The organism is Microbacterium testaceum, from assembly GCF_006539145.1.
Classification (GTDB): domain Bacteria; phylum Actinomycetota; class Actinomycetes; order Actinomycetales; family Microbacteriaceae; genus Microbacterium; species Microbacterium testaceum.
This window is the reverse complement of sequence record NZ_BJML01000001.1, coordinates 113395-133633: the sequence shown is the minus strand read 5'-3', so window position 1 is coordinate 133633 and position 20239 is coordinate 113395. Positions and strand designations below refer to the sequence as shown.

The 20239-nt window shown below is 70.2% G+C and carries 24 protein-coding genes, 1 tRNA gene and 1 pseudogene; 14 read left to right on the top strand and 12 right to left on the bottom strand.

What is annotated here, in order from left to right:
* Positions 1-28: 28 nt before the first annotated feature.
* Positions 29-979 carry an ArsR/SmtB family transcription factor gene (locus MTE01_RS00760; RefSeq protein WP_141375145.1) on the top strand — a complete coding sequence of 317 codons (951 nt, stop codon included), beginning with the start codon at positions 29-31 and terminating at the stop codon, positions 977-979.
* Here the strand turns inward: MTE01_RS00760 and ligD are convergent.
* Positions 976-2001, bottom strand: coding sequence for a non-homologous end-joining DNA ligase (gene ligD, locus MTE01_RS00755; protein WP_141375143.1), 1026 nt, complete (start codon positions 1999-2001; stop codon positions 976-978). The genes MTE01_RS00760 and ligD overlap by 4 nt on opposite strands.
* Before the next feature lie 150 nt (positions 2002-2151).
* Here ligD and MTE01_RS17470 point away from each other — a divergent pair.
* Both MTE01_RS17470 and MTE01_RS00745 read left to right on the top strand, forming a co-directional pair.
* Positions 2152-2822, top strand: a pseudogene (locus MTE01_RS17470) (LysE family translocator).
* A gap of 372 nt (positions 2823-3194) precedes the next feature.
* The gene (locus tag MTE01_RS00745; protein ID WP_103206678.1) at positions 3195-3821 is read left to right on the top strand and encodes a DUF1684 domain-containing protein; all 627 of its coding nucleotides are present in this window, start codon (positions 3195-3197) and stop codon (positions 3819-3821) included.
* 56 nt (positions 3822-3877) lie between these two features.
* On the opposite strand, the gene MTE01_RS00740 is transcribed toward MTE01_RS00745, so the two are convergent.
* The 3 genes from MTE01_RS00740 to MTE01_RS00730 all read right to left on the bottom strand — a co-directional run bounded on the left by MTE01_RS00740 (position 3878) and on the right by MTE01_RS00730 (position 8907).
* A complete protein-coding gene (locus MTE01_RS00740; protein WP_141375141.1) occupies positions 3878-4972 on the bottom strand; it encodes an SseB family protein in 1095 nt (364 codons plus the stop codon).
* A gap of 845 nt (positions 4973-5817) precedes the next feature.
* On the bottom strand, positions 5818-8253 hold the full coding sequence (locus MTE01_RS00735) for an ATP-dependent helicase (protein WP_141375139.1): 2436 nt from the start codon (positions 8251-8253) through the stop codon (positions 5818-5820).
* A gap of 177 nt (positions 8254-8430) precedes the next feature.
* Positions 8431-8907: a YflT domain-containing protein gene (locus MTE01_RS00730; RefSeq protein WP_116238632.1), complete on the bottom strand. Its 477-nt coding sequence runs from the start codon at positions 8905-8907 to the stop codon at positions 8431-8433.
* A 138-nt stretch (positions 8908-9045) separates the two neighbouring features.
* Between MTE01_RS00730 and MTE01_RS00725 the strand changes: the two genes are divergently transcribed.
* On the top strand, positions 9046-9453 hold the full coding sequence (locus tag MTE01_RS00725) for a YccF domain-containing protein (RefSeq protein ID WP_141375137.1): 408 nt from the start codon (positions 9046-9048) through the stop codon (positions 9451-9453).
* A gap of 3 nt (positions 9454-9456) precedes the next feature.
* Here the strand turns inward: MTE01_RS00725 and MTE01_RS00720 are convergent, their stop codons facing one another.
* Both MTE01_RS00720 and MTE01_RS00715 read right to left on the bottom strand, forming a co-directional pair.
* Positions 9457-10395: a hypothetical protein gene (locus MTE01_RS00720; RefSeq protein WP_141375135.1), complete on the bottom strand. Its 939-nt coding sequence runs from the start codon at positions 10393-10395 to the stop codon at positions 9457-9459.
* 233 nt (positions 10396-10628) lie between these two features.
* Entirely contained in the window at positions 10629-10997 is a 369-nt protein-coding gene (locus MTE01_RS00715) for a VOC family protein (protein WP_141375132.1), read from the bottom strand.
* A gap of 55 nt (positions 10998-11052) precedes the next feature.
* Here MTE01_RS00715 and MTE01_RS00710 point away from each other — a divergent pair, with 55 nt between their 5' ends.
* From MTE01_RS00710 to MTE01_RS00690, 6 genes are all read left to right on the top strand, one after another.
* Positions 11053-11490, top strand: coding sequence for a MarR family winged helix-turn-helix transcriptional regulator (locus tag MTE01_RS00710; RefSeq protein WP_141375130.1), 438 nt, complete (start codon positions 11053-11055; stop codon positions 11488-11490).
* A gap of 38 nt (positions 11491-11528) precedes the next feature.
* Positions 11529-12434: a DMT family transporter gene (locus MTE01_RS00705; protein WP_141375128.1), complete on the top strand. Its 906-nt coding sequence runs from the start codon at positions 11529-11531 to the stop codon at positions 12432-12434.
* Complete coding sequence (locus MTE01_RS00700) at positions 12415-13116, top strand: GntR family transcriptional regulator (RefSeq protein WP_141375126.1); 702 nt, start codon at positions 12415-12417, stop codon at positions 13114-13116. The genes MTE01_RS00705 and MTE01_RS00700 overlap by 20 nt, the downstream gene beginning before the upstream one ends.
* A 93-nt stretch (positions 13117-13209) precedes the next feature.
* A tRNA-Met gene (locus MTE01_RS16895) sits at positions 13210-13282 on the top strand.
* Positions 13283-13337: 55 nt separating this feature from the next.
* Complete coding sequence (locus tag MTE01_RS00695; protein WP_218026306.1) at positions 13338-13808, top strand: helix-turn-helix domain-containing protein; 471 nt, start codon at positions 13338-13340, stop codon at positions 13806-13808.
* Positions 13809-13993: 185 nt separating this feature from the next.
* Entirely contained in the window at positions 13994-14221 is a 228-nt protein-coding gene (locus tag MTE01_RS00690) for a ribonuclease HepT family protein (RefSeq protein WP_141375124.1), read from the top strand.
* Positions 14222-14231: 10 nt separating this feature from the next.
* Here MTE01_RS00690 and MTE01_RS00685 read toward each other — a convergent pair whose 3' ends face one another.
* On the bottom strand, positions 14232-14570 hold the full coding sequence (locus MTE01_RS00685; RefSeq protein WP_141375122.1) for a metalloregulator ArsR/SmtB family transcription factor: 339 nt from the start codon (positions 14568-14570) through the stop codon (positions 14232-14234).
* Positions 14571-14636: 66 nt separating this feature from the next.
* Between MTE01_RS00685 and MTE01_RS00680 the strand changes: the two genes are divergently transcribed.
* Both MTE01_RS00680 and MTE01_RS00675 read left to right on the top strand, forming a co-directional pair.
* Entirely contained in the window at positions 14637-15383 is a 747-nt protein-coding gene (locus MTE01_RS00680; protein WP_218026305.1) for a DUF2071 domain-containing protein, read from the top strand.
* Positions 15384-15402: 19 nt separating this feature from the next.
* The gene (locus MTE01_RS00675; protein WP_103206691.1) at positions 15403-15627 is read left to right on the top strand and encodes an RNA-binding S4 domain-containing protein; all 225 of its coding nucleotides are present in this window, start codon (positions 15403-15405) and stop codon (positions 15625-15627) included.
* A gap of 89 nt (positions 15628-15716) precedes the next feature.
* Here the strand turns inward: MTE01_RS00675 and MTE01_RS00670 are convergent, their stop codons facing one another.
* The 3 genes from MTE01_RS00670 to ykgO form a co-directional block, all read right to left on the bottom strand.
* Positions 15717-16013, bottom strand: a complete 297-nt coding sequence (locus MTE01_RS00670; RefSeq protein ID WP_103206692.1) for a hypothetical protein — start codon at positions 16011-16013, stop codon at positions 15717-15719.
* Positions 16010-16318 carry an ArsR/SmtB family transcription factor gene (locus MTE01_RS00665; protein WP_103206693.1) on the bottom strand — a complete coding sequence of 103 codons (309 nt, stop codon included), beginning with the start codon at positions 16316-16318 and terminating at the stop codon, positions 16010-16012. The genes MTE01_RS00670 and MTE01_RS00665 overlap by 4 nt, the downstream gene beginning before the upstream one ends.
* Positions 16319-16409: 91 nt before the next feature.
* The gene (gene ykgO, locus MTE01_RS00660; RefSeq protein ID WP_056226526.1) at positions 16410-16532 is read right to left on the bottom strand and encodes a type B 50S ribosomal protein L36; all 123 of its coding nucleotides are present in this window, start codon (positions 16530-16532) and stop codon (positions 16410-16412) included.
* Between the two features lie 79 nt (positions 16533-16611).
* Between ykgO and MTE01_RS00655 the strand changes: the two genes are divergently transcribed.
* Together MTE01_RS00655 and MTE01_RS00650 are read left to right on the top strand one after the other, a co-directional pair.
* On the top strand, positions 16612-17607 hold the full coding sequence (locus tag MTE01_RS00655; RefSeq protein ID WP_141375120.1) for a GTP-binding protein: 996 nt from the start codon (positions 16612-16614) through the stop codon (positions 17605-17607).
* Between the two features lie 49 nt (positions 17608-17656).
* On the top strand, positions 17657-17866 hold the full coding sequence (locus tag MTE01_RS00650; RefSeq protein WP_103206695.1) for a hypothetical protein: 210 nt from the start codon (positions 17657-17659) through the stop codon (positions 17864-17866).
* 129 nt (positions 17867-17995) lie between these two features.
* Here the strand turns inward: MTE01_RS00650 and MTE01_RS00645 are convergent, their stop codons facing one another.
* Entirely contained in the window at positions 17996-19084 is a 1089-nt protein-coding gene (locus tag MTE01_RS00645; RefSeq protein ID WP_141375118.1) for an ABC transporter permease, read from the bottom strand.
* Positions 19081-20148, bottom strand: coding sequence for an ABC transporter ATP-binding protein (locus tag MTE01_RS00640; RefSeq protein WP_141375116.1), 1068 nt, complete (start codon positions 20146-20148; stop codon positions 19081-19083). Before MTE01_RS00640 ends, MTE01_RS00645 begins: the two co-directional genes overlap by 4 nt.
* Positions 20149-20239 lie beyond the last annotated feature (91 nt).

Sequence of the window (20239 nt, the reverse complement as noted above, 5' to 3'; positions counted from 1 at the left end):
CCGTTCAATCGATGTAGCGTGGGGCTTCATGATCCGGTACGAGTTGGAGGCCGCCGACATCTCGGCGATCCGTTTCGGCATCTCGCCGCTGTCGGAGCTGGGCCTCGGACTCCGGGCCCTGTCGCAGCCGGAGGGGTACCCGCTGCAGGCTCCGTGGCTCCGCCAGATCGCAGACGTGCGCCCGCTCCTGGATCTCGACGTGCTGCTCGCACTGATCAACGACCGCAAGTGGACGGCCGACTTCGTCAACCCGCGGCCCGCCTCGCCCCTCACGTCGTTCGACGACGAACTGGCCGAGCTCGGCCGCATCTCGCGGTCGCGCCTGCATATAGATCTCGAGCGGGTGCACGGAGAGGTGCCGGCGGTCTTCCGCGGGCGTCATGATCTGGTCGTCGCGCGCCTGCAGCGGGCGCTCGCCACCACGTGGGACCTCTGCTTCGCCCCGCACTGGGCACGCATGAGCGCGGTGCTGCGCGCCGACATCGCCTACCGAGGACGCATCGCCGCGCAAGCGGGCATGGGCACCGTCTTGAACGGCCTGTCGGATGCCGCGCGCTATGACGGACGCCACCTCGACGTGCGGCTGTGGAACCCCGAGATTCGCCGCCGACCGGTCCTCGGCGAAGGCCTCACCCTTGTCCCGTCGATCTTCACCGTCCGCGTCTCGACGCCGATCGACGACGACCTCCCGCCCACGGTGATGTATCCCGCACGCGGGCAGGGGGCGATGTGGTCCACCAGCGCGCAGCCCGCACCCGACGCCGTCGTCGACCTGCTCGGTCGCACGCGCGCGACACTTCTCGTGGCGCTGGGTGAGCCGGCATCCTCCACCGATCTTGCCCTGCAACTCGGGGTCTCGACCTCGGCGATCAACCAGCACCTGCGCGTGATGGAACGCGCGGGGCTCTTGAACCGCACGCGGTACGGACGCGCGGTGCTCTACTACCGCAGCGCCGCGGGCGACGCGCTGAACCCCTAAGCGCCCGGGGCCTTCGCCCGCGACGGCTGCACGCGCGGCGGCTCCCCCGGCATCTTCGGGAACTCGGGCGGGAACGGCAGCTCCCCCAGCCCGTCGTCGAGGTCGCGCTGCCACCACTGCAGCAGCGTGTCGATGCGTCCGGGTTTCTCGGCGAATCCCGCCCACGGATCGCCGACGGATGCCAATCGCTCGGGAATCGAACGCACGGTAAAGGCGAGCGGGTCGATGTCGTCGAGTTCGTCCCAGGTCACCGGCGTCGACACGGTCGCGGTCGGCAGCGCTCGGGGCGAGTAGGCACCCGCCATCGTGCGGTCGCGGTTGGCCTGGTTGAAGTCGACGAAGATCCGCTCTCCGCGCTCTTCCTTCCACCAGCTGGTGGTCACGGCATCCGGCATCCGTCGCTCCAGCTCGCGCGCCGCGGCGATGACCGCGTGCCGGACGTCGAGGAACTCATGCGTCGGCTCGATCGGGCAGAACACGTGCAGACCGCGGTTGCCACTGGTCTTGATCCAGGCCTCAAGACCCGCTTCGCGCAGGACCGTCCGCAACTCGTGCGCCGCCGCGACCGCCTCGGCGATACCGGTGCCCGGTTGCGGGTCGAGGTCGATGCGCAACTCGACCGGGTGATCCGCGTCGCTCGCGAGCGAGGCCCACGGGTGGAACACGATCGTGTTCATCTGCGCGGCCCACACCGCCGACGCGATCTCGCCGAGGAAGAGCTGCGGATGCCGGCGCCCGCTGTTGTACGTCACGGTCACGGCCTCGACGAAGTCCGGCGCCCCCTTCGGCGGGTTCTTCGAGAAGAACGCCTCGCCGCCCACGCCCTCGGGGAAGCGCTCGAGCGACACCGGCCGGTGCCCGTTCGCGGCGATGAAGGGATCGGCGACGGCGATGAGGTACTCGGCGAGCTCGCGCTTGGTGATGCCCACCTCGGGCCACAGCACGCGATCGGGGTTGGAGATGCCCACCTCGCGATCACCCTCGGGGCCCGGCACGGTCAGCGTGATGCGGGGGGATGCCATGTCCCGACGCTAGCGCCCGGGTGGCGGTGGTGTCTGCCGGGTTGCACTGCGGGACGGGGTTCGGGTCGGGTCGTCGAACCTCATGCGAAGCCGACGTGTGTCGAGCGGCAGGACATCAACCGCGAGATACCCCGACGCTACCCTCGATACATGCTGCCCTCCGTCTCGGTGATCGCGTCATTCGCCCTCGTGGTTGGCCTGCTCACTGTCACCCCCGGCCTGGACACAGCCCTCGTCCTCCGCAGTGCCGCTGTCAGCGGAAAGCGGCGAGCCTTCGGAGTCATTGCCGGTATCCAAACAGGAACCCTCCTGTGGGGCTTCCTGGCGGCGATCGGCGTCAGCGCGATCCTGCTGGCTTCTGCTCAGCTCTATGACGCCATCCGTCTCGTCGGGCCGCATACCTCGCGTGGATCGGTGGGCGGATGATCTGGTCGGCGATCCGCGGGACCGGCACCGCCGGAGCGGGCGACGATGGCCCCGTCAGCGGGGATTCTTTCTTCCGCGGATGGCGCCAAGGCGCTTTGACGAATCTGCTCAACCCGAAGATGGGCGCGTTCTACGTCGCGATCCTCCCCCAATTCATCCCCGAAGAGGCACCTCACATCGTGTGGGGTCTCGCGCTCGCTGGAGTGCACGTGCTGATCGGTAGTGCCTGGTCGACGGCTCTCGCCCTGGTAGCCCAGAAGTCCAGCCGGTGGCTTCGACGCCGAAAAGTGTCTCGCACCATCGATGGCGTTACAGGAACGGTTCTCGTCGGCTTCGGCATAGGGGTCGCCCTGGAAGGCTCAGCTCTCCGAGCTCATATGGGGGCACACGCGTGACCGCGTCGGTCCCGACGATCTCGTCTTCCGAACTCCACGACATCAACAGCATCTGCCGGCGCACCCTCGGGCCAGCCGCCCAGATAGAGCGGGTCGATCGGTTGGGATTTTCGTCCTTCAACAGGGTCTATCGTTTTTGCCGACCAGCTGCAGGGTGTCGCCGACCAACTCACCTGATCGATCGGTGAAACCTGGAGCGCCCCTCCATGCCACGGCGATTTCCGGGGGCGGAGACCTACGGTTTCGCAGCCCAACGTTGTCCGCACGAAGTCCCGGTCGCCGGGGTGCCCGCCCGCCAGCCCCGCCCACAGTCTCACCGCTCCCACTGTCCAGCCCGAGTCCTGGCATCCGGCCGCCCCTTACGCTCGACACATGACCACCGCAGCCGCTCGAACCGCCCTCGACATCGCCGATTGGCGCCGCCGCGTCTTCGCCCTGTACGACGCGGTGCGCGAAGCCGACGACCCCGAAGACGCCCACGAGCTGTGGCGCATCGAGCGAGATGCGCTGTTCGCCGATCACCCGGCCACTCCCCTGCTCCCGGAGCAGCGCGAAGGGTTCGTCGGCCTGCCACTCGCACCGTACGACGCCGCGTGGCGCTTCGAGGTACCCCTGCTCGACGCCGATGAGGCCTCATTCGTCGCGACGACCGGCACCGACGGCGAGGTGGGATTCGAGCGCATCGGTCGCGTCGAGCTGCCCGACACCGGGTCTCTCGACGTCTGGCGGCTGACCTCGTACGGGGGCGGGTTGTTCGTCCCTGTTCGGGATGCCGCGGCCGGCCGCCCCGGCGGTACGTACGGCGGTGGGCGCTACCTGCTCGACACGATCAAGGGGGCCGACCTCGGCCGGGGTGCCGCCCCCGACACCCTGGTCATCGACTTCAACTTCGCGTACAACCCCTCGTGCGCGTACGACCCGATGTGGGCGTGCCCGCTGGCACCGGCGGGCAATGTGCTTCCGGTGGCGGTGCCGGTCGGCGAACTGTACGGGGTCTGACACGAACGACGGCGGGCCGCCCCCGAAAGGGAGCGGCCCGCCGTCGTGTCATCGAATCAGGCGGTGGGCTCGGAGCCCTCTTCCGCCAGAGCGATCACCGGAGCGAGCTCGTCGCGGTCGATGCGGATCCACGGGCCGGCAGGATCGATCAGGATGCCGGTCAGCGCCGCGTCGCCGGCGAGAGCCTTCGCGAGCTGGGTGCGCTGGATGGGCAGCGGCTGGTCGCCACGTCCGAGGGCGAGGAGCTCGAGCGGGTGCGTGAAGACCTCGAGGAAGCGCTCGCCCGTGGCCGACCGCGACTCGGCGACGCCGATCGGGCCCCCCTCTTCGGAGCGGTTCACTCCAATCCAGAGGGGCGCCTCGGCGACGATGGCATCGACGATCGTGGATGCCGTGGAGTCATCGCGAGTCTCACACAGCGCGGTCTTGATGCGCAGTTCGGGGTCGACCTCGGCGACCATGCGCTCGAGGAGGGCCTTGGGAAGCACGGCGCGGTTCGGCTGGGACGCGGGATCGAGGATGAGACCCGCGAAGGGACCCGCGAGCACGTGACGCAGCAGGGCCATGACGGGCTGGCCCATCGCGGAGGTGTCGCGGTCACCGTCCGCCTCGACGCTGGCGCGCAGGGCCTGGCCGCCGCTGTAGGCGAGGACGAGCTGCTCGTCTCCGTTGTTGGCGACGGCGAGCGGGAGGTCCTTGCCCTCGGCGAGGAGCGCGCGGGCGTCGCCCTTCACGCGAAGGAAGACGTGTCCCTGCAGCAGCTGCCGCGCGATGTTGAGCAGTTGGGTCGGTTCGGGCTGCCCCTCGATCTCGGCGAGAGCGTTACCGAGCAGGACGTTGTCGCGAAGACCCGGCACCGTCTCGGGAGCCTCGGGGGCCTCCATCGCGCCGGGCTGCCGCGCCGACGGGCGGGCCGCCACGGGCGGCGTCGACGAGGGGTCCGGCACGTCGGGGCCGGCGCCCACGCCGCGGAACGACGACATCGAGATGCCCACGGTCGGGGCGGCTTCGGCCGGGACCTCTGCAACAGGAGCGGCGTCGCTCGGGCCTGCGGGATCGACGGGCTGTTCGCCCGGCTCGATCGTGGTGTCGGGCCGGTCGACCGATGCGTCGTCGGAGTCGGACTTCTTGCGGCGCGAGAAGAGAGCCATTGCGCAAGCCTATCCGGGCCGTTCACGCGGCCGGGTCCGCGAGGGCGGGTGCGCGGCGCACGTCCGCTCGGCGCGGAGGCGCACAGCGAGCGCACCGGCGCATCGCACAGCCCCGTGCGTGGCCCCGGGTGCAGCCCCGTGTGCAGCCCCGTGCGTGACCCCGTGTGTGGCCCCATGTCCAGCCGGGTGCGTGGCCCCGTGCGTGCGCCTCGGCCGGCGCCCGCGACCCGGGCCCGCCGGCCAGCGGGGCGCGCCCACGGGTCGGGCCGGTCACATCCAGGCGCCGATAAACGCGATACGCGCCCATAAACGCGAGCAGAGCGCGTTTATGCGACGGAATCGCGTTTATGTATGGGGCGGAGCGGGTCGGAGCAGCGCTCACGCCGCGGGCGCCGAGACCGCGCTCACGCCGCGGGATCGCGTTTACGCGCCCGGCCGGCGGGTCAAGACGCGGACAACCTACCGCACTGAGCAGCGATAAACGCGATCTGCTCTCATAAACGCGAGCACAGCGCGTTTATGAGAGCAAAGAGCGTTTATGCGTGTTGCCGCGGGCAGCACACCGCCGCAGGCCCACGTACACCGGGGCAGCACACCGCCGCAGGACCGCCCCCACCGGGGCAGCACACCGCCGACCGCTCGCGCACACCGGGGCCACACACCGCCGCCCGACCGCCCATACCGGGCCGCACACCGCACCCCGCCCGCGGGCGGCGTCTCGCGCCGAGCGGGCACGCCGAGCGCTCACGCCGAGCGGGCCGGACCGAGAGCTCGCGCGCCGCCGCGCGACCCGAACCCGCACGCCACCATGCGGGCCGCGCCCGCGGACCGCCGCGCGACGGGCCCTACAGCTTGGCGATCGGCGCGATCTTGACGAGCAGCTTCTTCGGTCCGACGGTGTCGAAGCGCACGTGCGCCACGCGCTTCGCGCCTTCGCCCGTCACGGCGTCGACCCGGCCCTCGCCGAAGTCGTCGTGGCGGATGCGGTCGCCCGACGCGAGTTCCAGGTCGCCGTTGTCGCGAACCTTCGCCGGGATGCGGTTGGGGAACTTGCTCGGGTCGGCCGGCGCGCGCTTGGGCAGCGGCACGAGGTCGTCACCGTAACGATTACCCCCGCTGCCCGGCTGACCCGGGCGTTGGCCGCGTGCGTTGAGCGCGCGCGACTGCGAACCTCCGCGACCGTTGACGTCGCCGGGCGACTGCCGCCAGTCGATGAGGTCGGCCGGGATCTCTTGCAGGAACCGGCTCGGCATCGCGACCGTGACCTCGCCGAACTGTGCGCGGGTCATCGCAAGCGAGAGGTGGAGGCGCTTGCGGGCGCGGGTGATACCGACATAGAACAGTCGGCGCTCCTCCTGCGGTCCGCCCGGTTCGTTCGCCGAGATGCGGTGCGGCAGCAGGTCTTCCTCGACGCCGGTGAGGAACACCGCGTCGTACTCGAGGCCCTTCGCCGTGTGCAAGGTCATGAGCGACACCGAACCCGACGCGTCGTCGAGGTCGTCGGCATCTGCGACGAGCGTGACCTCGGTGAGGAAATCGATGATCGTGCCCTCGGGGTTGTTGCGCGCGAATTCGCGTGTCACGGCGACGAGCTCGTCGAGGTTCTCGAGGCGCGCCTCGTCTTGCGGGTCTTTGCTCGCGCGCAGGGCGTCGAAGTAGCCGCTCTTGTTCAGCAGCAGCGTCAGACCCTCGGTGACCGAGGTGGAGGGGGCGAGCTCTCCGGATGCCGGGAGCATGACCGCCGTGGCCTCGGTCAGCACCGCGTCGAGCTGGTCGATGGCCTTCTGCAGCTTCGGGCCGACGCCGATCTGGGCCGAGTTGGCCAGGGCGTCACGGAAGGTGATGTCGTGCTCGGCGGCGTAGCGGGCGATGGCGGTCTCTGTGACGTCACCGATGCCGCGGCGCGGACGGTTGAGGATGCGCCGCAGCGCCATCGAGTCCGCGGGGTTGGCGACGGCGACGAGGTAGGCGAGGGCGTCCTTGATCTCGGCGCGCTCGTAGAACTTCGTGCCGCCCATGATCTTGTAGGGCACGGCCGAGCGGATGAAGATCTCTTCGAGCGCGCGAGACTGCGAGTTGGTGCGGTAGAACACCGCGACGCCCGAATAGTCGACGCCCTTCTTGTGCAGCGCTTCGATCTCGTCGGCCACGAACTGGGCCTCGTCGTGCTGCGAGTAGCCGGTGAAGCCGATGATGGGATCGCCCGCACCGACGTTGGTCCAGAGCTTCTTGTCTTTGCGGTCGAAGTTGTTCGAGATGACCGCGTTGGCCGCCGACAGGATGTTCTGCGTGGAGCGGTAGTTCTGCTCGAGCAGCACGACCTTGGCGCCCGGGTAGTCGCGCTCGAACTCGCTGATGTTGCGGATGTCGGCGCCGCGGAAGGCGTAGATCGACTGGTCGGAGTCACCGACGACCGTGAGCGACGCCGCATCTTCGCCGGCGGGCTCGGCGTCGAAGATCATCATGCCGCCCGACGAGAACGGCTCGGCGTCGGACCCCGGAGGCCGGGTGAGCTCGTGGATGAGCGCGTACTGCGCGTGGTTGGTGTCTTGGTACTCGTCGACCAGAATGTGCCGGAACCGCTTGCGGTACCGATCGGCCACCTGCGGGAATGCCCGGAACAGGTACACGGTCTGGGCGATGAGGTCGTCGAAATCGAAGGCGTTGGCACGCTGCAGCTCGCGCTGGTAGGAGCCGAAGATCTCGACGAACACCCGCTCGGCCGGGTCGCTCATGTTGGCGGACCGCGCGTAGGACTCGGCATCGGCCAGCTCGTTCTTGAGCTTCGAGATGCGGCTCTGGGTTCCGGCCGGGGTCAGGCCGAACGAGTCTCCCTCGTGCTCTTTCACCAGGCGCTTGATGAGCGCACGAGAGTCTCCGGAGTCGTAGATGGTGAACGACTTGGTGAAGCCGAACTGCTCGGCCTCGCGGCGGAGGATGCGCACGCACGCGGAGTGGAACGTCGAGATCCACATGCCGTCGGCCTTCTGACCGATGAGCTGGTGCACGCGCTCGCGCATCTCACCCGCGGCCTTGTTCGTGAAGGTGATCGCGAGGATCTGGCTGGGGTACGCCTCGCGGGTGCGCAGCAGTGAGGCGATGCGCCGCGTGAGCACGCTGGTCTTGCCCGAACCGGCGCCCGCGACGATGAGCAGCGCCGGGCCGCGATAGGTCACGGCCTCGCGCTGCGGACCGTTCAGCCCCTCGAGGAGGTCGGCGTCGGGTCGGGCCGACGACGGCACAGGGCCATCGAAGATGAGGGGCGTGGAGGCATCGGTCATGGCGGGGTCAAGTCTAGGCGGGGGCCTCCGACATCGGCCCCGTCGCCGGTCAGACCCGGGGGTCGCGCTTCTCCCGCTCGTGGCCCGGTGCAACCGAACACGCCCCGGGGCCACGCACGACGCCCCAACACGACCGGACCGCCGACCCCGGCACCCACCCGGGCGCCCGCGGATACCTCAGCCGCGCGCTTCGCCCGCCGCTCCCGACGACAGCAGCGACTGCGCGCGGGAGAAGTGCTCTGCATCCACCGTCACATCCCACCGCTCGGCTTCGAACCCCTGCACCGACGAGAAGTCGCGGCGGCCGCCCGTGAAGGCGTGGCCGACGAAGCCGAAGACGGCGCCCCAGACGGCGCCGAGCACGAGACCGAGCAAGACAAAACCGAGGAAGCCCCCGACGCTGAGCAGACCGATCAGCACGCCGATCATCAGCCCGAACCACGCCCCGGAGGCGGCTCCGAGCCCGGCCGCGCGACCGCGCGTGAGGCGGCCGGTCACCTGCTCGACGATGCGCACGCCGGTTCCGACGATCGCGGTGTGCTCGACGGGGAAACCGGCGTCCGACAACCGGTCGACGGCGGCCTGCGCCCCGGTGTAGTCGCTGAAGCTCGACAGGACGCGGCGTTCGGGTGTGGCACGGGTGATGTCGGACATGGCGGATCCCTTTCCTCGGTGCGCCCACGCTAACGGCGACTCCGCGCGGCAGGCAGGCGGTTGCGCGCCGAGACGGCCCGGGTTAGAGCCGGGAGTCACCCTCGGATGCCGTTCAGCCGACGTCGCCATGATGGACGCATGCGCCTGATCCTCAACGTCCTCTGGCTCGCCCTCTCGGGCTTCTGGCTCTTCCTCGGCTACCTCGCCGCGGGGATCGTGCTGTGCATCCTCATCGTCACGATCCCCTGGGGGATCGCCTCGTTCCGTATCGGCCTGTACGCCCTGTGGCCGTTCGGCCGCGAGATCGTCGCGAAGCGCTCCGCCGGTGTCGGATCGTTCCTCGGCAACGTCGTCTGGGTGATCCTCGCCGGATGGTGGCTCGCCCTGGGCCACATCGTCACCGGGCTGCTGCTGTGCGTCACGGTCATCGGCATCCCGCTCGGAATCGCGAACTTCAAACTGGTTCCGGTGTCGCTCATGCCCCTCGGCAAGGAGGTACGCGAGATCGGTCGCGGCGGACCGTTCGACCAGACCCCCGGACGCTGACTCTCAGCGCGCGGAGCGGACGTACACGCGGCGCGGTAAAGCGAGCAGGACGCCGACGATCAGGGCGACCCCGCCGATCACGGCCGTGGTCGTCATGATCTCGAGGGGGAACGCGCCGTCGCGCGCGCCGGTGAAGCGCGCGAGATCCCACGGCAGCACGCCGATCTGCTCGTTCCAGGTGCGGAGGGCATCGCGTGCCCCCATCACCGCGATGGTCGCCGCGGGGAGGGCGTAACCGACGCCCATCCCGGCGAGGGCGACGCCCGCGGCGCGACGGCGACCGAGCTGCGCCGAGAGCGACCAACCGGCCACGACGAACACCCAGGCCACGAGAGCAAAAGCGACCGCGAGGTAGAGGACCCGCACCCAGGGTTGCGCCCAGATCGTCGGCCAGATGCCCTCCGGCCCCGACAACGACACGGCCAGCAGCGCCACCACGCACCGCAGGACGAGGGCCCCGCCCACCGCCGCGATGATCGGCCAGGGCGAGCGGCGTCCGAGCAGCAGACGCACGGCGGCGGCGAACACGAGCCACCCGGCGACGGCGATGAGCATCCCCCACAGCCCGTCGCGGGGCGTCTGCACGACCCGCGTCATGACGAGAAGCGCGCCGGGCACGAGGATCATGAGCAAACGGTCGAGCGGGAGCAGCCCGAGGCTGGACTCTCGAGAGCGCCAGGGGCGGGTGGAGGCGATCCACGATGCGCGGGCGGCGGCCGCTCCGGGTCGGCGGACGAGACGCGTGCGAGCGGCGATCGCGCCGATCAGCAGCCAGACCACGCCGAGGACGAGCAGGACGCGGGCGACCCACTCCGCCGCCGGGTCGACCGTCATCTGCTCGCGCGTGAACGGATCGACCAGCACGGCGAGAACCGTGCCGATGGCGAGGAGGATCGCGACGATGCTGAGGGCCAGGATGCCTCGCCCCGCCGTCGTCGCCATGCACCTACGTTACCCGTCCGTTCCCGGGCTCCCGACCGGCCGGCGGCGGGCATCGGGGCGGGTGGATTCGGGCGCACGCCCCGGGTGCCGGCATCCGGTCCCCTCTCACGGCGGGGCCCCGCCGTCCCGCGGAGTGTGCCGCCGACACGCCGTCTGACGGCCGCGGCGATCGCGATGTTCCCCCCTCGCCTCCGCAAGGACGGTCCCGGATGCCGAGGCCCACCGCCCCGGGCTCAGGCCCTGTCGTGCAGGGTGACGTGGTAGCCGTCGGGGTCGGCGAAGGTGAAGGTGCGGCCGAACGGTCCGTCGATCGGGGCCATGACGATCCGGTGCCCGTCGGCGGCGAGGGCGTCGTGCATCTGCTGCACCTCGGTGGCGTGGAGCCAGACGGCGACGCCGACGCCCGGCTGGTCCACGCCGGTGAGGTCGGTGCCGGGCGCGAGGTCGCGCAGAGCGAAGGCGATCGGTGCGGTGTCGAAGACGACGGCGTGAGGAGGGCCGGTGGGCGAACGGCGCAAGCCGAGGTACTTCTCGTAGAAGGCGTGGGAGGCGGCGAGGTCGCGCACCTGCAGAGAGATGAAGTCGGGTCCGGTGGCGGGCATGGCATGCTCCTTGCGTGTCAGTTATCTGACACAGAGCATATGTCAGAATACTGACATGGCGCAAGAGGCAATCGACCTGGACACCTCGCTCGGCTACCTCCTGAAAGAAGCGGCGAGCGCTCTGCGCGCAGCAATGGAAGACGTGCTGCGCCCGCTCGGAATGACGATCACGCACTACTCCTGCCTCGAGCTGCTCGCCCAGCGGCCCGGCCTGTCGAACTCCGACCTCGCGCGCGGCGCTTTCGTCACACGACAGTCGATGAACGTGCTACTGCAGAGCCTCGAGCGCGACGGCATCGTCGAGCGTCCCACAGCGCCGCCGGTCGGCAAGGCCCTCCCCACGCGGCTCACCGCCAAGGGCCGGCGGTCGCTCGAGGCGGCGAGCGCGGCGGTGCGGTCCGTCGAGAAGCGCATGCTGAGCGGGATGACGGATGCCGAGCAGGCCGCCGCCCTGCACGCGTTGCGATCGATGGTCACGGCGCTCCGCGACTGAGACGCACGACGACGCGCAGATTGTGTAACAATTCATGCATGCTCCCCGCCCTCGCGATCCTCGCCGCGGCGCTGTGTTTCTCCACCACGGGCACGGCGCAGGCCCTCGCGGGCGTCGACGCCTCGCCGCTCGCGGTCGGGGCGGCACGGATCGTGGTGGGTGGTGGCATCCTGGGCCTTCTCGCCCTGGCGCAACGCGCGCCCGTGCGGCCGCACCGCGGCTCTCGAACGTCGACGTCGGCACTCATCGCCATCGGAGCGGCCGGAGTCCTCGCCTACCAACCGTTGTTCTTCCTCGGCACGCGCGAGAACGGTGTCGCGATCGGCACGGTCGTCGCCCTCGGGTCCGCACCGATTGCGACCGGGATCGTGGATGCCATCCGCCTCCGCCGCGCCCCGTCACCGCGGTGGATGGTCGCGACCGCCATCGCCCTTCTCGGGGTCGTTCTCGTCTCGGGCGTGACCGGCGGCGCGACCGCGCTCGCCCCGGCGGGCCTGCTCGCCTCGGCGGGCGCGGGAATGTCGTACGCCCTCTATACGGTGTGCGGCAAGGCGCTGATCGAGAGGGGGTGGACCTCCACGCGCGTCATGGGGGCAGTGTTCGGCGTCGCCGCCGCCGCGAGCCTGCCCGTGCTCCTTCTCGCCGGAACGTCATGGCTGCTCACCCCGAACGGCCTCGCACTCGCCCTGTGGCTCGGGGTCGTGACGACGGCGATCGCGTACCTGCTCTTCGGGTGGGGCCTGGCGCGGCTGAGCGCCGTCACCGTGTCGACGCTGACCCTCGCCGAGCCCCTCGCCGCCACCCTGCTCGGGCTGTTCGTGCTGCGCGAGCAGCTCACGCTCGTCAGCGGAATCGGCCTGGCCCTCATCGCGGTGGGCCTCGCCGTGGTGTCGGCCCCGTCTCGTCGTCGTGAGGAGGTTCCGGATGCCACGGCCCGCGCCTGACGGAAACGAAGGCGCCGCGGCGGACACGGGCGGTGCAGCCCCGCACCGCTCGGCGAACTCCACCCCCGGCCCCCGCACCGCCGACGCGGTCGCCGACAGCGTGCGCGCCGGAATCCTGTCGGGCGAACTCGCGCCCGGCACTGCGTTGCGCGAGGAGGAGCTCAGCGCGGCGCACGGCGTCTCACGGCACACCGCACGCACGGCTCTGGCGACACTCACCGCCGAGCGGCTCGCCACCGCCGAGCCCTACCGCGGGGTCCGCGTCTCGCTGCTCGACGACGACGCCCTGATCGCTCTGCAGCAGTTGCGATGCGCCCTCGAGACCGAGGCCCTGCGGATCGTGCGCGAACGCGGCATCCGTCCCCCCGGTATCGACGCCGCGCTCGGTGACCTGGCCACAGCCGAGGCCGCGGGCGACTGGCTCGCCACGCTCGACGCCCACGCGCGCGTCCACCTCGCGCTCGTGGACGCGTCCGGATCGCCGCGCATCGCCGAGGAGTACCGCCGTCTCGACGGCGAGATGCGCCTGCTCCTCACTCACGTGCGACCGGCATACGCACCCGGGGCACTGACGCAGGAGCACCGCGCGTACGTCGAGCACGCGCTGCAGGATCCGGAGCGGGTCGTGCGCGCGCACCTCGAGCACTCGACGCGGGCGATCATCGACGGGCGCCGTGGCTGACAAGCCGGGCACATGCCACACGGCGACACATCGCGTCACGCCGCGCAACGGCCCTTCGCCCCTGCCGCACGCGGGGTTAGCGTGGGGTCACATCGCGGCGATCCGGGCGGTCCCGGGCCTCGGCTCATAACCGAAGGCGTGGCGGGTTCGACTCCCGCCGTCGCGTCGACGCCTGACCGGTCAGCACCCGAGTCGGTACGATATATCGCGGAGGTATACCCGTGATCCGACACGTCGATCGAAGCCGCGCCCCGCACGTCATTCGGGCCGCGCGACTCGACCGGGGCATGTCGCAGGCCGACCTGGCACGCGCCGCCGGGATGAGCCAGCCGAATGTCGCCGCCATAGAGAACGGCACGAGGAACCCCAGCGAAGACGCCCTCGAGCGGCTCCTTCGAGCCGCCGACTACCGACCCAGCCTGGCCCTCGAAGACAACGCCGAGGCCATCGTCGAGGCAGGACGACGGCACGGACTCCATGACATCCGCGTATTCGGCTCGATCGCGACGGGCGCCGACCATTTCACGTCGGACATCGACCTTCTCGCTCGCATCGACGGCGGCCGTGGGTACTTCGACATCGCCGCCTTCACGAGCGCGGTCGAAGAGCTCACGGGGTTCGCCGTCGATGTGATCGTCGACGATGAGCAGCGTCCCGCTTTCCTCGACTCGACGGCGATGGCGGCCCTGTGAGGGCTTCCGATCCACAACCGGCGAAGCGCTTCACGCGGGCACCACGAACAGAGCCTCCCCTCACAGACCATGCTCGGGCGAACTTCCTCGAGAGCGTCGACGCCATCGAAGCGTTCCTGAGCTATGCCGTGGGGAGCGGGAGGAGCGCTTTCCAGCGCATCTCCCCCTCGTACGCGTCCGGCTCGATGGCGATCATCCGGGCCGCCGCGCTCTTCGAGACCGACGAGTTCGCTCCGTTCGTCACAAACACGCCCGCCGAGGTCGTCGCGGCCCTGCGGACGATGCGCAATATCGCATCCCACGCGGGCTATCGCGCGATGAATGATGAGCGCCTCTGGGTGACCCTGACGACCGAGCTCCCCCCGTACATCGCCGACTGGCGGCGCGCCGGCGAGAAGCCCCCATCCGACTGATCCCACACGACTACACCTCAGCCGATACCGCTCCGCGCACGGCCGGCCGCCGCTTGCGCACCTCGCGCAGCACGATCTGCTCCGGGCACACCGTCGATAGAAAGTCGCCCACCGACAGCGCCAGCCGTTCCCCGACGAGCGAGTACAGGATGCGATTCGCATCGCGCCGCTCCGTGACGAGACCGGCCTGGCGCAGCACGCCGAGGTGCCGCGAGATGGTCGGCCCGCTCGCGTCGAACCGCGCGGCGATCTCGCCCGCGGCCATCTCACCGTTCTTGAGATCCTGCAGGATCTGGCGCCGCGTCGGGTGCGCGAGAGCGGCGAAGATGTCGGATGCGGTGTCGGTCACGGCATTCAATCTAGCACTGTAGCTAAATTGCGTGTAGCTTCTTCGCTAAATAGCGAAGGAGGCGCCATGACCACCCAGACGAGCACCGAAGGCGGCACGACCCCGGTGCCCGCGATGGCCGCGACGATCGCCCATCGCGTCCTCGTCAACTACCGCGTCGACCCCGACGTCACCCGGTCCCTGCTCCCCCGAAGCCTGCGTCCTCAACTCGTCGCCGGCAGCGCCGTCGCGGGCGTCTGCCTGATCCACCTCACCGGCGTCCGCCCCGCGTGGTTCGCACCCGCCGTCGGGCATCGCAGCCGCAACGCCGCGCACCGCATCGCGGTCGAGTGGGATACCGCCGACGGCCCGCGAACCGGCGTCTACATCCCGCGGCGCCACAGTTCCTCCCGCCTCGTGCGACTCGTCGGCGGCCGCGTCTTCCCCGGCACGCACTCCCCCGCCGAGGTCACCTTCGACGCCACGCGCGACGACCTCGCGGTCCGCGTCGACGCGAGCGACCTGCGCGTTCGCGTCGCGGGCCGCCGGGGTCCCGGCATCCCGTTCCACAGCCGCCTCTTCGAGAGCCTCGAGGACTCGTCGGCGTTCTTCCAGAAGGATGCCGTCGGTTGGTCGCCCACGCGCTCGGGAATGCTCGAGGGGCTCCGGCTCGACACCGACGCCTGGCGCGTCGAGCCGCTCGCCGTCATCGACCTCTCCTCGACGTTCTTCGAGGCCCTCCCCGCCGGCGCCGCCGAGTTCGACCACGCCCTCCTCATGCGCGACGTTCCGACGCGGTGGAGCAGCGTTTCCGAACCCGCGCCGGCCGCGTGACTCCTGCGAGACTGGAAGCATGACCTCCCCCGCGCCCCAGGATGTGCCCATCGGCAGTGAGGGCATCCGCCTCGGCCCGTTCATGAAGTTCGCCGGCATCCTCGACTCCGGCGGAGACGTGAAAGAGGCGATCATCGACGGCTACGTCGAGGTCAACGGCGAGGTCGACCGCCGACGCGGGCGCCAGCTGCAGGTGGGCGATGTCGTGACGTTCGAGGGGCGCTCCTTCCGCGTGCACGCCTGACCCCGACGCAATGCGAGAGGCCCGCCACCCCGGAGGGAGAAGCGGGCCTCGGGACATCCTGAGCTCGTGACACAGGATGCCGCTCGAGCTCAGTGCTCGTCGTAGTGATCGGCGTGCAGCGCGTGACGGTGGCCGTCGTGCACGTAGTCGGCGTGGTCGTCGTGCTCGACCTTCTCGTGACCGCAGTCATCGCCGTGGCGGTGCTCGTCGACGCCGTGCTCGGCCTTCGACTCGTGCTCGTCGTAGTGGTCGCCGTGAAGGGCGTGGTGGTGGGTGCCGTGCACGTAGTCGACGTGGTCGCCGTGCTCGATCTTCTGGTGGCCGCAGTCGTCGCCGTGGGCGTGCTCGTCGACGGTGTGCTCGGCGTGGGTCTCAGCGGTGCTCATTGTTCGTTCCCCTGGTCGTTCGGTTCGGTGACGTGGGCGATCGCATCGAGCACGACATGAGCGACGTGCTGGTCGGCGAGGGCGTAGCGGATCTCTTTGCCCTCGCGTTCCGAGCTGACGAGCCCCGACTGCCGCAGGGTCCGCAGGTGCTGCGACACCAGCGGCTGCGAGAGTCCGGCGCGCTCCGCGAGCGCGCCGACCGTGAGCGGTTCGCGGCTCAGCAGCCAGACGAGCGCCAGACGCGACTCGTTGCCGAGAACCTTGAACAGCTCGGCGGCTTCGTCGAGCCCCGCGATCGTGTCCACATCAGTTAGAACACCACACACATGCACGGATTGCAATGTGTTCACCTATTTGGGAACGGTTCTCGTTTCCGTTATCGCCGAGGCTCGGCCGTCACCCCTGGCGCCCCTTGAACCTCGGATTGAGCTTGTTGATGACGAACACCTTGCCGCGCCGACGCACGACCTGCGCGCCGGGCTGCTTCTTGAGGGACTTGATCGACGCTCGGACCTTCATGGCATCCTCCTTGTTGATAAGCATTATCAATAACAAGCTAGAGTGTGTGCACTCCCCTGACAAATGAGAGGTGGATGCCATGCCCCGCACGATCGCCATCATGGGCGTGTGCGCCCCCGAGCGCCGCACCTACGCGGAGCGGACCGCCGTCACCCTGACGCGGCCCCTCCATCTGCTGCGCTACGCCGACCTCCGCGTGTCTCACACCCTCCCCCTTCCCCGGCCGCGGGCGGACGACACCGCGTCCGTCGTCGATCTCGGTACCGACGTCGACCTCATCCACGCGATCGCGGCGCGCGGCGGATCCGAGATCGAAGCGGTGTGCGTCGTCGACGCCCGTCACATGATCGGCGACCTCCTCGACGACGCCGCCCTGTCGGCATCCGCGACTCCGGGCGACACCCGCGGTGACGTCGGCGCACGGGCACGACAAGCCGCGCTCGCGCTGGAGCTCGCGACGCGAATCGTGTGGGTGAACTGGGAGCAGGTTCCTACGGCGGCCCTCGCGGTGCAGATGGCGCTGGCCTCGCACCTGAACCCGGCGGCGATCGTGCGGCTGTCGCGCGATCCGGTCAGCGATCTGCGCTCGGCGGCGACGTACGAGGGCGAGATCCTCGAGCGAGCCGGGTGGGTGCGCGCCCTCAACGGCGAACACGACCCCTACATGCGCGACAACCGCGTGATGACGCTCCGCTACGAGCAGCTGCGGCCCTTCCACCCCGCGCGTCTCTCAGCGGCGCTCGACCGGCTGGACGCGGGCGCCGCCGGACGCCTGGTGCGCTCGGCGGGCTTCTGCCGCCTGGCGTCGCGCCCCGGCATCCTGGCGCGGTGGGAGCACGTCGGGTCGGCGATGTGGATCGAGCCGCTCGGCACCGACGACGGCCGCATGGGCATGGGGCAGGAGATCGTCTTCACGGGCCTCGACCTCTCGGCGCCGAAGCTCGCGCACGTGCTCGACCACGCCGCCCTCACCGACGATGAGCTCGCCGCCGGACCCTCGGCGTGGCTGGCGTTCGACGACCCGCTGCCCGCATGGCCTGCGGTGGGTTCGTCGATTCCGGATGCCACCGACTGACCGTGTCAAGCCGGTCGCCCGCGCCGCACCGGAGGAGGAACGTGAGCGCATGAGCACTCCTGACATCCCCTCCCGCCACTCCGACGATGCCCGCGCCGACTCGGCCGCCCCCACCGACGCCGTCACCGACGAGGTCCGCGAAGACGCCGCCGAGGCCGAGGAGCACGTGGACCTCGACGACCACACCGGTGACACCCTCGAGGGCGACGCAGCCCCCGCCGACGATCCCGGGTTCCCGGCGGCCGAAGGCCACGCCTGAGCCTCGCAGCGAACCGGAGGGGCGCCCATCCTGATCCAGGAGGGCGCCCCTCCCCATGCGCGCAGACACGGCTACCGCGAACCATGACCGGCGGCACGCCCGGCGGGCGACGACGACCCACGGCCCGCGCTAGGCGATGCGCGTCCCCGGGGGCAGCCTCTTCGCGGGCGTGCGCGTGCGCGCGACGCCCCACGCGAGCAGGCCGCCCGCCAGCAGCAACTGGACGAACAGCCCGACGAACCAGCTCGGCGCGGTGCCCGCGACTCGCTGCTCGGTGCTCGGATAGGCATCGACGCTCCACCCGCGCGATTGAGCACATCCGTCGAACGACGTGGTCGCGTCGGGAGTGATCTGCGCCAGACGGACGCCGGAGGCGATCTGCGAGAACAGGTCGGTCGGGTAGCCGTCGACGTACGTCGGCGGAGTCGCGTCGGCGAGGATCACGAAGGGGTTCGCCGCGAGAATCCACCACACGCGATCGAAACGCGGCTGCTCCGAGAGGGTGCGGGACTCGACGCACGGCAACTGGTCGTAACTCGGGCAATCCGTCGAGCGCACCGGGGCGCCGGGGTCGCACCCGGCAGGGATGGCGTTCCAATCGACCTCGCGGCTGATCGTCGTCGTCTGGGTGCGCAGAGCCGCACCCCCGAGCCCGAAGGCGATGAGCGTCCCCACCGTCAACGCCGCCACCAGCAGATACGTCGACGCGACGGAGAAGATGGGCCGGGCGATCACCGCGCTCAGCCCCACCCCGATCGCTGCGACGACGCCGACCTCGATGATCAGGATGCCGAGCGACGTCACGATCGCACCGGGGTTGAGCTCTCCGGCGAGCGTCGCGACGACGAGGAACGGTAGAGCCACGACCAGGAACGCCAGGCCCGAGATCCACGCGGCGAGGAATTTGCCGATCACGATCTCCGTCGTCGTGACGAGAGTGACCTGGACGGGAGCGAGGGTCGCCGCATCACGATCACCGTTCACCGCGCTGCCGCTCAGGGTCGGCGAGACCAGCAGCGTGAGCAGCAGCACGAGCATGATGACGAGCGAGAAGAACCATTCGCTGCCGCCCGTCGTGAGCGAGAACGCGGCGAACGAGAGGCTCAGCAGCGCGATGAGGATGACCGCGAAGATCCCGAGCAGCACGTACCAGCCGACGGAGCGCACGCGCTGACGCAGCTCGATGCCGATGATCGTGCGCAGGCGATGCAGGTTCACGAGGTGCTCCCGTCGTCGGTACGGTCGGCGTCGGCGGCGGCCGGCGGTGCCCACGAGCCGTGCGGCGGGGACACTCCCGCTTCCGCGGCGTCGGCCGTCGAACCATCGGAGACGTCGGTTTTCTTCGGCGCGGGTCCGGTCTTCAGATCGAGGAACGCGTGTTCGAGATCACCCACCGCCGGAGCGAACTCCGCCACCGGGAGCCCCGCACCCACGAGCGACCGCAGGCCCACGACCGCGCCCGCTTCGTCGGAGAACGGCACGAGGATGTCGCGACGATCGACCCGCACCTCCTCGGCCGTCCGGCCCAGGGCGGCCGCGACATCGAGACGCACGGCCTCTGCGGAACGCGCGGCATCGGCGGCGACGCGCACACGCCACACCCGCACGCGGGTCGCCGCCGCGGCGACGCGATCGGTGCCGACGGTCCGCCCGTCGACCAGGAACACGGCGTCGTCGACGACCTCTTCGAGCTCGGACAGCACGTGACTCGAGATGAGGATCGTGCGTCCCTCACCCGCCAGCCGTCGCAGCAGCACGCGCAATGCGATACGCGCCTGAGGGTCGAGGCCCGAGGCGGGCTCGTCGAGCAGCAGCACCCGGGGGTCGTGCACCAGAGCACGAGCCAACGCCAGTCGCTGCTTCTGCCCGCGTGACAGCACGCGAGCGGGAGAGGCGGCGAGCGCGCCGAGGTCGACGAGCTCGAGCAGGTGTTCGGCCCGGGCCCGCGCGTCCTCGCGCGAAAGGTCGTAGAGCTGCGCGGTCGCCACCAGCACCTCGCGCGAGGTGAGACTCGGCCAGGCGCCGAGGGAATCCGGCATCCACCCCAGAAGACGACGCGCGCCGGCGGGGTCGGACACGGGGTCGATGCCACCGATGCGCAGCTCGCCCTCGTCGGGTCTCAGGAGCGACGCGAGCATGAGCATGAGCGTCGTCTTGCCCGAACCGTTGGGCCCGACGAGTCCGGTGACCCGGCCGGGCAGAGCCCTGAACGTCACCTGCTGCACCGCGTGCACCGCCCCGAAGGACCGTTTGACTCCCGCGACGTCGATACCGGCATCCATAGCCTCACCATAGAGGGAGCCTCCGACACCGCCGAGGGCTCTCGTCGTCGAGCGGCCGTCACGCCCCGACGATGGCGAGGTTCACCAGGGT

What these genes read in the sequence shown, in the direction of transcription:
- MTE01_RS00760 (WP_141375145.1), top strand. Translation starts at nt 29, where the DNA reads ATGATCCGGTACGAGTTGGAGGCCGCCGACATCTCGGCGATCCGTTTC.
- ligD (WP_141375143.1), bottom strand. Translation starts at nt 2,001, where the DNA reads ATGGCATCCCCCCGCATCACGCTGACCGTGCCGGGCCCCGAGGGTGAT.
- MTE01_RS00745 (WP_103206678.1), top strand. Translation starts at nt 3,195, where the DNA reads ATGACCACCGCAGCCGCTCGAACCGCCCTCGACATCGCCGATTGGCGC.
- MTE01_RS00740 (WP_141375141.1), bottom strand. Translation starts at nt 4,972, where the DNA reads ATGGCTCTCTTCTCGCGCCGCAAGAAGTCCGACTCCGACGACGCATCG.
- MTE01_RS00735 (WP_141375139.1), bottom strand. Translation starts at nt 8,253, where the DNA reads ATGACCGATGCCTCCACGCCCCTCATCTTCGATGGCCCTGTGCCGTCG.
- MTE01_RS00730 (WP_116238632.1), bottom strand. Translation starts at nt 8,907, where the DNA reads ATGTCCGACATCACCCGTGCCACACCCGAACGCCGCGTCCTGTCGAGC.
- MTE01_RS00725 (WP_141375137.1), top strand. Translation starts at nt 9,046, where the DNA reads ATGCGCCTGATCCTCAACGTCCTCTGGCTCGCCCTCTCGGGCTTCTGG.
- MTE01_RS00720 (WP_141375135.1), bottom strand. Translation starts at nt 10,395, where the DNA reads ATGGCGACGACGGCGGGGCGAGGCATCCTGGCCCTCAGCATCGTCGCG.
- MTE01_RS00715 (WP_141375132.1), bottom strand. Translation starts at nt 10,997, where the DNA reads ATGCCCGCCACCGGACCCGACTTCATCTCTCTGCAGGTGCGCGACCTC.
- MTE01_RS00710 (WP_141375130.1), top strand. Translation starts at nt 11,053, where the DNA reads ATGGCGCAAGAGGCAATCGACCTGGACACCTCGCTCGGCTACCTCCTG.
- MTE01_RS00705 (WP_141375128.1), top strand. Translation starts at nt 11,529, where the DNA reads ATGCTCCCCGCCCTCGCGATCCTCGCCGCGGCGCTGTGTTTCTCCACC.
- MTE01_RS00700 (WP_141375126.1), top strand. Translation starts at nt 12,415, where the DNA reads ATGCCACGGCCCGCGCCTGACGGAAACGAAGGCGCCGCGGCGGACACG.
- MTE01_RS00690 (WP_141375124.1), top strand. Translation starts at nt 13,994, where the DNA reads ATGGCGATCATCCGGGCCGCCGCGCTCTTCGAGACCGACGAGTTCGCT.
- MTE01_RS00680 (WP_218026305.1), top strand. Translation starts at nt 14,637, where the DNA reads ATGACCACCCAGACGAGCACCGAAGGCGGCACGACCCCGGTGCCCGCG.
- MTE01_RS00675 (WP_103206691.1), top strand. Translation starts at nt 15,403, where the DNA reads ATGACCTCCCCCGCGCCCCAGGATGTGCCCATCGGCAGTGAGGGCATC.
- MTE01_RS00670 (WP_103206692.1), bottom strand. Translation starts at nt 16,013, where the DNA reads ATGAGCACCGCTGAGACCCACGCCGAGCACACCGTCGACGAGCACGCC.
- ykgO (WP_056226526.1), bottom strand. Translation starts at nt 16,532, where the DNA reads ATGAAGGTCCGAGCGTCGATCAAGTCCCTCAAGAAGCAGCCCGGCGCG.
- MTE01_RS00655 (WP_141375120.1), top strand. Translation starts at nt 16,612, where the DNA reads ATGCCCCGCACGATCGCCATCATGGGCGTGTGCGCCCCCGAGCGCCGC.
- MTE01_RS00650 (WP_103206695.1), top strand. Translation starts at nt 17,657, where the DNA reads ATGAGCACTCCTGACATCCCCTCCCGCCACTCCGACGATGCCCGCGCC.
- MTE01_RS00640 (WP_141375116.1), bottom strand. Translation starts at nt 20,148, where the DNA reads ATGGATGCCGGTATCGACGTCGCGGGAGTCAAACGGTCCTTCGGGGCG.